This window comes from Paraburkholderia sp. NMBU_R16 (assembly GCF_013282575.1).
Lineage (GTDB): Bacteria > Pseudomonadota > Gammaproteobacteria > Burkholderiales > Burkholderiaceae > Trinickia.
This window is the reverse complement of the sequence record NZ_JAAAYE010000020.1, coordinates 1-12683: the sequence shown is the minus strand read 5'-3', so window position 1 is coordinate 12683 and position 12683 is coordinate 1. Positions and strand designations below refer to the sequence as shown.

Annotated in this window: 10 protein-coding genes, 1 other RNA gene and 2 pseudogenes; 7 read left to right on the top strand and 6 right to left on the bottom strand. The window is 64.3% G+C overall.

The annotated features are described in order from the left end of the window. Positions 1-27: 27 nt before the first annotated feature. From GWC77_RS12440 to ffs, 5 genes are all read right to left on the bottom strand, one after another. Positions 28-1233, bottom strand: coding sequence for a CaiB/BaiF CoA-transferase family protein (locus GWC77_RS12440; RefSeq protein ID WP_173257206.1), 1206 nt, complete (start codon positions 1231-1233; stop codon positions 28-30). Positions 1234-1269: 36 nt separating this feature from the next. Beyond that, on the bottom strand, positions 1270-1866 hold the full coding sequence (gene recR / locus GWC77_RS12435) for a recombination mediator RecR (RefSeq protein WP_173257205.1): 597 nt from the start codon (positions 1864-1866) through the stop codon (positions 1270-1272). Between the two features lie 49 nt (positions 1867-1915). Further along, positions 1916-2242 carry a YbaB/EbfC family nucleoid-associated protein gene (locus GWC77_RS12430; protein WP_173257204.1) on the bottom strand — a complete coding sequence of 109 codons (327 nt, stop codon included), beginning with the start codon at positions 2240-2242 and terminating at the stop codon, positions 1916-1918. A gap of 85 nt (positions 2243-2327) precedes the next feature. After that, the gene (locus tag GWC77_RS12425) at positions 2328-4550 is read right to left on the bottom strand and encodes a DNA polymerase III subunit gamma/tau (RefSeq protein WP_173257203.1); all 2223 of its coding nucleotides are present in this window, start codon (positions 4548-4550) and stop codon (positions 2328-2330) included. 114 nt (positions 4551-4664) lie between these two features. Next, an RNA gene (gene ffs, locus GWC77_RS12420) (signal recognition particle sRNA small type) lies at positions 4665-4763 on the bottom strand. A 369-nt stretch (positions 4764-5132) separates the two neighbouring features. On the opposite strand from ffs, the gene trxA reads away from it, so the two are divergent. The 6 genes from trxA to GWC77_RS12390 all read left to right on the top strand — a co-directional run bounded on the left by trxA (position 5133) and on the right by GWC77_RS12390 (position 11656). Beyond that, complete coding sequence (trxA, locus tag GWC77_RS12415) at positions 5133-5459, top strand: thioredoxin TrxA (RefSeq protein WP_173257202.1); 327 nt, start codon at positions 5133-5135, stop codon at positions 5457-5459. 190 nt (positions 5460-5649) lie between these two features. Continuing rightward, positions 5650-6912 (top strand): transcription termination factor Rho, encoded by a 1263-nt coding sequence (gene rho / locus GWC77_RS12410; protein ID WP_173257201.1) that lies wholly within the window; start codon positions 5650-5652, stop codon positions 6910-6912. A gap of 118 nt (positions 6913-7030) precedes the next feature. Beyond that, positions 7031-7879 carry a M90 family metallopeptidase gene (locus GWC77_RS12405; RefSeq protein WP_173257200.1) on the top strand — a complete coding sequence of 283 codons (849 nt, stop codon included), beginning with the start codon at positions 7031-7033 and terminating at the stop codon, positions 7877-7879. Positions 7880-8052: 173 nt separating this feature from the next. Then, entirely contained in the window at positions 8053-8319 is a 267-nt protein-coding gene (locus GWC77_RS12400) for a type B 50S ribosomal protein L31 (RefSeq protein ID WP_173257199.1), read from the top strand. Positions 8320-8516: 197 nt separating this feature from the next. After that, positions 8517-10271, top strand: coding sequence for a glycosyltransferase family 39 protein (locus GWC77_RS12395; RefSeq protein WP_173257198.1), 1755 nt, complete (start codon positions 8517-8519; stop codon positions 10269-10271). A 2-nt stretch (positions 10272-10273) separates the two neighbouring features. Next, on the top strand, positions 10274-11656 hold the full coding sequence (locus tag GWC77_RS12390; protein WP_173257197.1) for an MATE family efflux transporter: 1383 nt from the start codon (positions 10274-10276) through the stop codon (positions 11654-11656). On the opposite strand, the pseudogene GWC77_RS12385 reads toward GWC77_RS12390, so the two are convergent. After that, a pseudogene (locus tag GWC77_RS12385) lies at positions 11623-11940 on the bottom strand (carboxymuconolactone decarboxylase family protein); the annotation flags it as partial. The gene GWC77_RS12390 and the pseudogene GWC77_RS12385 sit on opposite strands and share 34 nt — an antisense overlap. A gap of 225 nt (positions 11941-12165) precedes the next feature. Between GWC77_RS12385 and GWC77_RS12380 the strand changes: the two are divergent. Further along, positions 12166-12683 (top strand): annotated as a pseudogene (locus tag GWC77_RS12380) (IS21 family transposase); the annotation flags it as partial.

The window sequence follows — 12683 nt, the reverse complement described above, 5'->3', positions numbered from 1 at the left end:
TTTCCACGTCACGCGAGCCAAGCGCGATTAGACGATCTTACGCTCGCGCAGGCTCGCAATCGCGTCGTCGTCATAGCCGAGCCCGTGCAGCACTTCATCCGTGTGCTCCCCGAGCTCGGGGCCGAGCCAGCGCGTCCCGCCCGGTGTAGCCGAGAGCTTGGGCGTCACGTTCGGCAAAGCGATGTCGAGTTCTTCTTGCCACTTGAAACGCTGAATCATCTCTCGCGCCGCGTATTGCGGATCGTCGAACATGTCGGCCACGCTGTAGATGCGGCCGACGGGCACATCGGCCGCATTGAGCACCTCGAGCGCTTCGTCGATCGTGCGTCCGGCGAGCCACGCGCCGATCGCCTCGTCGATTTCCGCTGTGCGCAGTACCCGGCCGTCGTTTTGCGCAAGCGTGGGATCGTTCGCCAAGTCGCTGCGCCCGATGGCCGTCATGAGGCGCTTGAAGATCGGATCGCTGTTGCCGCCGATCACGATCTGACCGTCCCTGCATGCGTAAGTATTCGAGGGCACGATGCCCGGCAGCGCAGCCCCGGTGCGTTCGCGCACGGCGCCATATACGCCATACTCCGGTACGACGCTTTCCATCATGTTGAAAACCGCCTCGTAAAGCGCGACGTCGACGACCTGCCCTTTACCGCCCGTTGCCTGCCGATGATGCAGCGCCATCATTGCGCCGACGACCGCATGCAGCGCCGCGATCGAATCGCCGATCGAAATGCCGATCCGCGGTGGGGGAAGATCGGGAAAACCCGTGATGTGCCGCAAGCCTCCCATCGCTTCCGCGATCGAGCCAAAGCCCGGCCGGTCGCGGTATGGGCCGGTTTGCCCGTAGCCCGAAAGGCGGACCATGACGAGGCCCGGATTCTCGGCGCTCAGCACGTCATAGCCGAGCCCGAGCTTCTCGAGCAGGCCGGGCCGAAAATTCTCGACGACGATATCGGCCTCGCGCGCCAGCTGGCAAACGATCTTTTTGCCTTCCGGCGCCTTCAGGTTGACGGTCACCGACTTCTTGTTGCGCGCCTGCACCGCCCACCATAGCGAGGTACCGCCCGCTGCCGGGTAGAGCATGCGCCACTTGCGCAGCGGATCGCCCCCGTTCGGGTCTTCCACTTTGATGACCTCGGCGCCGAATTCGCCGAGAAACCGGGCGGCAAACGGGCCAGCGATCAGGGTGCCGAGTTCGAGCACCTTGATGCCCGCAAGCGGGCCAGGAGTTGCGGTCATAGCGTTCCTTTCAGAAAGGCGGCGAGCGCCGCCCGGTCAAAGCGAGCGCCGGTCGAGCATGGCACGCGCGATCGTTCCGGCATCGACATATTCGAGTTCGCCGCCGACCGGCACGCCGCGCGCAAGCCGCGTGACCGCAAGCTGGCGCGCCTTGAGCATTTGCGCAAGGTAGTGTGCCGTGGCTTCTCCCTCGTTCGTGAAGTTCGTGGCCAGCACGACCTCCTTGACGACCCCATCCGAGGCACGTTTCACGAGACGGTCGAAATGAATCTCTTTCGGACCGATTCCGTCGAGCGGGCTCAGTCGCCCCATGAGGACGAAGTAAAGACCGCGATACGTCATGGTCTGCTCGAGCATGATCTGATCGGCGGGCGTTTCGACGACGCATAGCAGCGTCGGGTCGCGAGATTCGTCGCTGCATACGTCGCAGATGCGAGCCTCGGTGAATGTATTGCACTTTTCACAGTGTTGCAGATGCTCCACCGCAAACAGCAGCGAGCGTCCGAGCCGCTCGGCGCCCTGCCGATCGTGCTGCATCAGGTGGTACGCCATGCGCTGCGCCGACTTCGGACCGATGCCGGGCAACGCGCGCAGCGCCTCCACGAGCGCGACGAGCGCAGAAGGCTGTTTCATGGCGATAGCGCGAATCTTGCGCTCGGCATGTGCATGAACGGCTCCGGCCTCAGAACGGCAGCTTGAAACCCGGCGGCAACGGCAAGCCGGCTGTCATACCGCTCATTTTCTCCTGCGCCGTGGCCTCCGCCTTGCGGACCGCATCGTTGAATGCGGCGGCAACGAGGTCTTCGAGCATGTCCTTGTCGTCGGCGAGCAGGCTCGGGTCGATCGCCACGCGACGGACCTCGTTCTTGCAAGTCATCGTGACCTTGACGAGACCTGCGCCGGACTGCCCTTCCACTTCCATCTGGGCAAGCTGCTCCTGCATCTTCTTCATGTTTTCCTGCATCTGCTGGGCTTGCTTCATCAGCCCGGCGAGTTGGCCTTTCATCATGGACATGCTCCTTGATCGTGTGGATAGTTGGACGACGTCCGGCTAAGCCGGGCGTCGTCGATGTGCGTGGCTGCCCGAGACGCGCTCAGTGGGCCGGCGCCCCCGCATCGGGCGCGATGGGCCGGATCGAGCCGGGGACGATGCTCGCGCCGAAATCGCGAATCAACGAGCGCACGAACGGATCGGCGCCAATTTCCCGTTCCGCGTCGCGCTGACGTTGTGCGCGTGCGGCCGCGTCGATTGCCGCAGCGGTACGCCGCGCGGGGCCGATCTCGACGCGCACGTCGACAGGCCTGCCCAACCGCTCGTGCAGGGCGGACTTCAGCTTCGCGACCTGCGCGGCGTCGGCATATTGCGGCACCGGCACGACGAGCTTCAAGGTCTCGCCGTCGAGCATCGTCAATTCGCTATTGAATGCGAGCTGATGGGCCACCCCTTTGAGCGGCAACTCGGCGGCAAGCGCCGGCCAATCGCCGGCATAACCGAGCGCGTCGAGCATGACGGGCGGCGGCAGCGAGGCGAGATCGATGGCGGGTGCGGCTTCCGACGTCGCTTGGCTCCCATTGCGGGTATCGGCTTGCGCATCGTCGAAACGGTCCGCGGCGAAATACGCGTCTTCGGCGCAAAAGGGCGCGCTGTCGTCGAACGGTGCGTCGGCAAGCGGTGCGTCATCCCAGGGCGGTGGCGATTCCGCCGCCGGCACGCTTGCCGCGCCGGCGTCCGCGCCGCGGGCACGCGGCACCGGGACGACGACGGGTGTGCGTGGTGCGGCCGGTTTCACCGCCGGCGAGGGCGAAGACTTCGCCGCGCCGGCCGGGCGATTGCGATCCGCCGATACGCGCAACCCCGCGCCGCGCAGCACTTCGAGCGCGGCGCTCGCGCCCGTGGCGCGAGACTGGGCAGCCGGCTCGAGGGCCGATCGAGGTGGCGCGCCACGCGCCGACGCAGCGCTCTCGCGCGCGACGGGCGGTGAACGGTCCAACGGCGGAGTCTCCAACGGGGCGGGCGTGTGCGCGGGCGCCGCAACCGCTTCGCGATCCGGTGCGGGCTCGCCGCTAATGGCCTGAATTTCACGTTCGGGCGGCGCCTCTTTCGCCACCGCGCTGTCCTGCGCAGTCGCATCCGTGCGCGCCAGTATGCCGGCCGGTGCGCGCCGGCTCCCCGCCGATGCGACGGACGCAGCCGTACGCTCGCCCGGGCCGGGCGCACCGCCCGTGCCCCGAACCGTCGGCTCGAACGCCAGCATGCGCAGCAGCGTCATCGTGAAGCCCGCATACTCGTCCGGCGCGAGGCCGAGTTCGTTGCGTCCGATCGTTGCGATCTGATAGAAAAGCTGGACTTCTTCCGGCGCGAGCGCATCGGCGAAACGCCGCACGTCGTTCGCTTCGGGCCAATCGTCGAGCACCGAGGCGGGCGCGAACTGCGCCCAGGCGATGCGGTGCATGAGACTCGCCAGGTCTTGCAGCGCCGTCGAGAACGACAGACTGCGCAGCGCCATTTCGTCGGCGATTTCGAGCACTTGCGCGCCGTCCCCCGTAACGAGCGCATCGACGAGCCGGATCAGATAGCTCTGGTCGAGCGCGCCCAGCATGCCGCGCACCGCCTCCTCCGACACCTGATTGGCCGAATAGGCGATCGCCTGATCGGTCAACGACAGCGCATCGCGCATGCTGCCGTCCGCCGCGCGCGCCAAAAGCCGCAGTGCCTGTGGCTCGAACGCAACGCCTTCCGCGCCGAGAATGCGCTCGAGGTGCCCGACGATGTGACCCGCCGGCATCTGCTTCAGATTGAATTGGAGACAGCGCGACAGCACTGTCACCGGGATTTTCTGAGGATCGGTCGTGGCGAGGATGAACTTGACGTGCGGCGGCGGCTCTTCCAGCGTTTTCAACATTGCGTTGAACGCATGGTTCGTCAGCATATGCACTTCGTCGATCATGTACACCTTGAAGCGGGCGTCGACCGGCGCATAGACGGCGCGTTCGAGCAACGCCGCCATTTCGTCGACGCCGCGGTTGCTCGCGGCATCCATTTCGACGTAATCGATGAAGCGCCCTTCATCGATTTCGCGGCATGCGCGGCACACACCGCAAGGCGTCGCCGTGATGCCCGTCTCGCAGTTCAGGGCCTTGGCGAAGATGCGCGAAAGCGTGGTCTTGCCGACCCCGCGCGTACCGGTGAACAGGTAGGCGTGGTGCAGACGTGCGCCGTCGAGCGCGTGCGTGAGAGCACGCACGACGTGCTCCTGGCCGACGAGCGAAGCGAAATCCTTCGGCCGCCACTTGCGTGCGAGAACTTGATAGGTCATCGCCAAATTGTATCAGCAACGATGCGGCGCAAGACGAGGCGAGTAGCGGCGCGGATCGACTGCACGAAACGGCTTGGCGGGAGACAAGAAGAGGACAACGAGAAGAAAAAGGAAGGTGACGAGCCTGACCCTCGGCACTGGCGGAAAACGGCTGTGGCTGCTTCGTTCCCGACCTGACCAGGTTGACCGCCCCTCCATGCGAGGAGGCCCGTCACGGCGCATTCTATCATCGTCGCGCGCACGGCGCGACCCTTCTTGCGCTCCCCTCTTATTGCCCCCGCCGCGGCAATCGAACGCGGGGGCCGCAGCGCCGGGCCCGGCGCGCGTGACCGCATGGCTATCGACCCCGTACGACGGATAGCGATTTGGGCTAATATGGCATTCGGACGACTCGCCGCCGAACGCGCTGCCGCACCTGGCTCTTGCGATCCGTGCGGCTCGCTCGACTGGTTGCATGCAGTGGACGCAGCACATCGCGCCAGCCGCATTTGAGCATCGGCACCGACAGTGCGTTTTCCCGTTTTGGTGTATCGTGGCGGGCAATTGAGGCTCGGGTCCCGGAACCCGATGAGGTAAATCTAAATGAGCGAACAAATCAAGCACATCAGTGACGCATCGTTCGAGCAGGATGTCGTGAAGTCCGACAAGCCCGTATTGCTCGATTTCTGGGCCGAATGGTGCGGCCCCTGCAAGATGATTGCCCCCATCCTCGACGAGGTGGCCAAGGATTACGGCGACCGTCTGCAGATCGCGAAAATCAACGTCGATGAAAACCAGGCTACCCCGACGAAGTTCGGCGTGCGCGGCATCCCCACGCTGATCCTGTTCAAGAATGGCGCTGTGTCCGCGCAGAAGGTCGGCGCACTCTCGAAGTCGCAACTGACCGCATTCCTCGACAGCAATCTGTGATCGTCATGCCAGGCCTGTTGTCCCCGTGCAACAGGCCTTTCAGCCGCGCGATCGTCCGCTGAACGGTAGCTGGCGTGTGCTATGCTAGAATGACAAAACGTCAAGAAAACGTATAAGTCCCTGAGCGGTTCCGCTCATCCTCCTCCCAGATTCTTTCGTCGCACCTTCTCTTCCCCGGCGGGATTTCCGTATGCATTTATCCGAGCTCAAGTCTCAGCACGTTTCTCAATTGATCGAAATGGCCAACGGCCTCGAGATCGAAAGCGCGAACCGCCTGCGCAAGCAGGAACTGATGTTCGCCATCCTCAAGAAGCGCGCCAAAACAGGCGAGACCATTTTCGGCGACGGCACGCTCGAAGTCCTGCCCGACGGGTTCGGCTTCCTGCGCTCGCCTGAAATGTCGTATCTCGCGAGCACGGATGACATCTACATCAGTCCTTCGCAGATCCGGCGTTTCAATCTGCACACGGGCGACACGATCGAAGGCGAAGTCCGCACGCCGAAAGACGGGGAGCGGTACTTCGCACTCGTGAAGGTCGACAAAGTCAACGGGCAGCCGCCCGAGGCCTCGAAACACAAGATCATGTTCGAGAACCTCACGCCGCTGCACCCGAACAAGCCGCTGTTGCTCGAACGTGAAATGCGCGGCGAGGAAAACGTCACGGGCCGCATCATCGACATGATCGCGCCGATCGGCAAGGGCCAGCGGGGCCTGCTCGTCGCGTCGCCGAAGTCGGGCAAAACGGTGATGCTTCAGCACATTGCGCATGCGATCAAGCAGAACCATCCCGATGTCGTCCTCTTCGTGCTGCTCATCGACGAGCGTCCCGAGGAAGTGACGGAAATGCAGCGCTCGGTCACGGGCGAAGTCGTCGCCTCGACGTTCGACGAGCCGGCCACGCGCCACGTGCAGGTGGCCGAGATGGTGATCGAAAAGGCCAAGCGCCTCGTCGAGATGAAGCACGACGTCGTCATCCTGCTCGATTCGATCACGCGTCTCGCGCGCGCTTACAACACTGTGATTCCCGCGTCGGGCAAGGTGTTGACGGGCGGCGTGGACGCCAATGCTCTGCAACGACCGAAGCGCTTTTTCGGCGCGGCGCGCAATATCGAGGAAGGTGGCTCGCTTACGATCATCGGCACAGCCCTGATCGAAACGGGTAGCCGCATGGACGACGTGATCTACGAAGAGTTCAAGGGCACCGGCAATATGGAAGTGCACCTGGAACGCCGTCTGGCTGAAAAGCGCGTCTATCCGTCCATCAATCTGAACAAGTCGGGTACCCGGCGCGAAGAGCTGCTCATCAAGCCCGAGATCCTTCAGAAGGTCTGGGTACTGCGCAAGTTCATCCACGATATGGATGAAGTCGAAGCGATGGAATTCCTGCTCGAAAAGGTTCGCCAGACGAAGAGCAATTCCGAGTTCTTCGACATGATGCGCCGCGGCGGCTGAGATCAGGTTGGCATAACGTTGCGCAAAGCGCGCCGACTGGGCGCGCCGGCAGCCGATGCCGGCGCGGATCGATTCCGGCGCCAGTCCTTCCCGCTCCCGCCCAACCGAGCACTGCATCATGCTCACGAAGCTCTCCCGCTGGCTCGACACGCGCCGCCGCGAACGCGCACTGCGTGAGTACGGTATCGCCGACGATATCTGGCAGGCGACGCTCGACGGCCTGCCGTTCCTCGGTTATCTCGATGCCGCCGATCTCGCTCGCTTGCGAGAAACCACCAGCCTCTTCATCGCTCAAAAATCGTTCTCCACGGCCCACGGCCTCGCGTTGACCGATCGGATGATCGCCGGCATCGCCGTGCAAGCCTCGCTGCCCGTCCTCAATTTGGGCCTCGAGCTCTATCGCGGATGGGTTGGCATCGTCGTCTACCCCGGTGAATTCGTCATTCGCAAAACCGTCGAGGATGAAGACGGCGTGGTGCACGAAGTGGAGCACGACGCGAGCGGCGAAGCGTGGGAGGGCGGCCCCGTCATTCTCTCGTGGGAAGATGCGCAAATGACCGATGCGCGTGACGCCTACAACGTCGTCATCCACGAATTCGCCCATAAGATCGACATGTTGAGCGGCGAAACGGATGGCCACCCGCCGCTCTTCAAGCGCTGGCACGCGCCGCTCACCGCCGACGAATGGGCAAGCGTCTTCGACTCCGCCTACGACCGGTTCTGTGCGCAGGTCGATGCCGTGCCGACGCGGCGCTGGGCGCGTTTCGAACGCGAATCGCTGATCGATCCCTATGCGGCAGATCATCCATCCGAATTTTTCGCGGTCTGCAGTGAGGCGCTCTTCGTCCAGCCGCGCGCATTCGAGGCCGAATACCCCGAACTGTATCGTCTGCTCGCCCGTTATTACCGACAGGATCCGGCGCGCACGGGCGTACTCCTCGATACGCACAGCGGTGAGCCGGATTGATTGGCGCGGGCCGACGACGCGCAAATCTTTTCGCCAACAGCATGATTTTCTGGCATAATCGCCGTCTTTCGACCTTGGGCAAGTGGTTCGCGGTTCGATGCTGCCGGACTTACCGGCACCGCCGTATCGGCGCATCGCAGCGGGCTGGCTACCGCCACATTAAAGGAAGCACCATGAAGGACAATATTCATCCCGATTACCGCGAAGTCGTTTTTCAGGACGTATCGAACGGCTTCACGTTTGTGACGCGCTCGACGATCCAGACGCGCGAGACGATCGACTTCGAAGGCAAGAAGTATCCGCTCGCCAAGATCGAAGTGTCGTCGGAGTCGCACCCGTTCTACACCGGCCAGCAAAAGATCGTCGACACGGCAGGCCGCGTCGAGAAGTTCAACAAGAAGTTCGGTGTGCGCGCAGCCGGCAAGGCCGCCGCAAAGTAACGCGCCGCACCTTTGTACGAGCGTGCAAAGGTACTGCAAGAAAAAGGGCAGCCCGCGCTGCCCTTTTTTCATCGCCATGCCGGTCGGCCAGCGGCATGGCGTCACGGCCGCATGAGCGCGGCTACAATGCCGATTCGCTGCGATGGCGATCGCCCCCGCCATTAGCCGAATAACGATAACGATCGCCGTCCATCCGCATGAGACCCGTCGTCCGACTCACCGCCTCCGCCACGCGTGCGCTGCCTCGCTGGCTGCTGCTGACGATCTGCATCGTCTATGCGGCGTTCGGCCTGTTCGGCCGCGACCCGTGGAAGAACGAAGATGCGGCTGGATTCGGCGTCATGTGGACGATGGCCGGTGGCGAGGTCCGGGATTGGCTGCTGCCGAACCTCGTCGGCAAGTACATCACTGACACCGGCCCGCTCGGCTACTGGCTCGGCGCGGGATGCATCCGGCTGCTCGCGCCATGGGTCGACGCGGCCGATGCGTCGCGGCTGTCGACCGGCATACTTTTTTGCATAACCTGTGCGTTGGTCTGGTATACGGCCTATCTGCTCGGGCGCCGTGCCGAAGTTCAACCGTTCAAGTACGCCTTCGGCGGTGAACCCGCGCCACGCGACTACGGACGCGTGCTCGGCGACGGCGCTTTGCTGATTTTGCTCGCCTCGTTCGGACTCGCCGAGCGAGGCCACGAAACGACACCCCAGCTCGGCCAGTTGATGAGCATCGCGCTCATCGTGTACGGACTGGTGCGCACGCTCGACAAGCCATTGCAAGGGGCCGTCTGTTGGGGCCTCGGGCTCGGCCTCCTCGCGTTGAGCGGCAATCCGCTGCTGGTTGCCGCCCTTTTCGCCGGTACGCTGGTGCTGCTGGCGCTGGTGCCGGAAGCACGCTCGGTCTGGTTGCTCGTCGTCGGCATACCGCTCGCGGCGGCGTTGTCGGTGGCGTGGCCGCTCGCGGTGCTCAAACTCTACGGCGACGACGCGCGGTGGTTCATCCAACAGTGGGTCAACGGCAGCATCAATCGCTTTTCGGCGCCGCCGGGGCACGTCGTGCGTTACGCCTTCAAGAACCTGCCGCTTTTCACTTGGCCCGCGTGGCCCCTGGCGGTGTGGGCCTGGCTTAGTTGGGGCGGTCTGCGCCGCAAGCCGCATATTGCCGTACCGCTTTCGGTCGTCGCCCCCGTGCTGGTTCTCGTGGTCTTGCAAAGCCATCAAACGAACCGGCTTTACATGCTGCTGTTGCCGCCGCTCGCCGTGCTGGCGACGTTCGCGTTACCGACGCTCAAACGTGGAGCCATCAACGCGATCGACTGGTTCGCGCTGCTCAGCTTCACGATTCTCGGCACGTTCGTCTGGCTGGTCTGGCTCGCGTCGCAAACCGGTTTCCCCGCCCCGCTGGCGCGCAACCTGGCGCGGCTCGTGCCGGGCTTCGTGCCGCATTTCGACGTGCTCTCTTTCGTCTGCGCCATCGGCGTCACCGTGTGCTGGCTCGCGCTCGCGCGCTGGCGTCTGGCACGACATCCGAACGTGCTCTGGCGCAGCGTGGTGCTCTCTAGCGCCGGCACGACGTTGATGTGGGTGCTGCTGATGACGCTGTGGCTGCCGATCGTCAACTACAGCCGGACCTACCGCGATGTCGCGATGCAGATCGCCGAGCATCTGCCCGACGACTACAGCTGCATTTCGCCGGTTCGCCTTGGCGACGCGCAGCTCGCATCGTTCGCTTACTTCGGCGACATGCAGTTCTCGTTCAGCGGTGACTGCGACGTGTTGCTGCGCCAGGATGCGCAAGACTTCATCGCGCCGAGCCCGATGCCGAGCTACGTTTGGAAGCTCGTATGGGAAGGCCGCCGCGCAGCGGACCGTGACGAACGCTTCCGCCTCTATGTGCGCGTCGATCGTCCGACGCCGCCCGCACCGCGGCGCAAGCATCCGATTCGCCGGCGGTAGCCATGTTCGCGGATATCCGCAATATCGCGGGGCTCGCATGGCCCGTGCTCGTCGGGCAGCTCGCCATCATCGCATTCGGAGTCATCGATACGGCCATGGTGGGCCGCTTCTCCGCGGTCGATCTTGCCGCGCTCGGACTCGGCTCGTCCATCTATGTGTCGGTCTACGTCGGCCTGACGGGCGTCGTGCTCGCGCTGCAGCCGATCGCCGGTCAGCTTTTCGGCGCGCGCCGTCACGCGGAAATCGGCGAGGAGGTTCGCCAGGCACTCTGGCTTGCGGCGGGGCTTGCCGTGCTCGGCTTCGCGGTCATGTACTTCCCCGCGCCGTTGCTCGCCATTGCGCGCGTTCCCGCGGCGCTTCACGAACGAACCGAGCTCTATTTGCGCATCGCCGCGTTCGGTTTGCCAGCCAGCCTCGCCTTTCGCGTCTATTCGGCACTTGCCAACGCGGTCGGCAAGCCACGGCTCGTGATGATGCTGCAAGTCGCAGCGCTCCTGGCGAAAGTTGCGCTGAATCTCTGGTTCATCTTCGGCGGCTTGGGGCTCCCGCCGTTGGGCGGCCCGGGCTGCGCACTCGCCAGCACGCTGATCAACTACACGCTCGCGGGCATTGCGCTGACCTTGCTCGCCAGGCTGGAGCTCTTCGCACCGTTCGGAATCTTCACGCGCTTTTGCTGGCCCAGCGTCCAGCGGCTCGCGGCACTTCTCAAGCTGGGACTGCCCATGGGGCTCTCGTATCTGATCGAGGTCACCTCATACACGTTCATGGCGCTTTTCATCGCGCGCTTCGGCACGACCACGCTCGCGGGGCATCAGATCGTCGGCAACTTCGGTGCAGTGCTCTACATGACACCGATGTCGATCGGCATCGCCACTTCCACGCTCGTGGCCCATGCTCTCGGCGGCGGGCGCCATGATGCGGCGCGGGCGCTCGCACGGCACGGCATCGCCCTGGCCTGCGCTATCGGATGCGGCTACGCCGCTGTCTCCTGGCTACTCCGCCCGCTGATCCTTGCGGGCTACACGCCCGACGCGACCGTCATCGCTGCGGCCATGCCGCTCCTGCCGATCATGCTCGTCTACCACATCTTCGATACCTTTCAGACGGCCACGGCGTTCGTGCTGCGAGCCTACAAGGTTGCCGTCGTACCGACCGTGATCTACGCCGTGGCGCTTTGGGGCGTTGGACTCGGCGGCGGTTATCTGCTCGGGTTCGATATCGGCGGCGCCGTACCCGAATGGCTGAGAGGCGCGCGCGGATTCTGGGCGGCCAATGCCGCGAGTCTCGCAGCGGCCGGCGCGGGACTCTTCGTCCATTGGCGCTCGGTCAGCGCACGCCTTGCGCGTAACGCTCAGGCCACCTCAGGCGCATCGGCCGCGTCCTGACGGCTCTCGAATACCTCCCGCGCCGCAAAGAGCGCGTTGAGCGCTGCCGGAAAACCGGCATAGACGGCCATCTGCATGAAGACTTCGACGATCTCGGCCTGGGTCGCGCCGACATTGAGCGCACCTTCGATGTGTACTTTCAATTGCGCCGTCGCATTGCCGAGCGCGGCAAGCGCCGCGATGGTCGCGATCTCACGCGACTTCAGGTCGAGCCCCGGGCGGCTGTAGATATCGCCGAACGGGAATTCGATCAAGAGACGGGCGAAGTCCGGCGCGATCGGCGCCTGCCGCGCGTCAATCAAGATGAGAACAGCGCGTCAATCAGGATGAGAATGCAGACGCAGCAGCGGCGGTGACGGGCGTAGCCCGGAACCGGCGCCGCTGCGCCGCGCCGAAAGCGCTCGGCTTGAGTGCAGAGCCTTTTCGGTGGTCGCGGTGGATCGGGTATGAACGAGTCTTCCTTGCAAGGGAGGCTCGCCGTGCCCGGACGACACGTCAACGACCACCAAATGAGGCTCTACATGAAGTACAGACGCACGGAAGGACCGTCCACGGCGGCCGCGCGCGCGGGATTCAGCATGGCCACGGCCTATCGCATCGAACAGGATTTGCGGTTGCCGTCGCAGAAGAAGGCGCCGCGCGAGCGGCGCCGCCCCGATCCCTTGGCCGAGATCTTTGACGCGCAGGTCGTGCCGCTGCTGCGCTCTGCTCCGGGTATTCGGCCGGTGGCAGTGTTCGAGGAGATGCTTCGACGGCATCCGAGCTTGTCGCGCACCGTGCGCCGCACGTTGGAGCGACGCATCCGCGATTGGCGTGCCGTGCATGGCGAGGAGCGCGACGTCATATTCCGCCAAGTGCATGAGCCCGGTCGCCTCGGGCTGTCCGACTTTACCGACATGCACAGCCTGGGCGTCACCGTGGCAGGTGTCGCGCTGGACCACCGCCTGTATCACTTTCGGCTGGCCTGCTCGGGCTTTGAACACGCCCACGTCATTCTCGGCGGCGAGAGCTATGTCGCGCTGGCCGA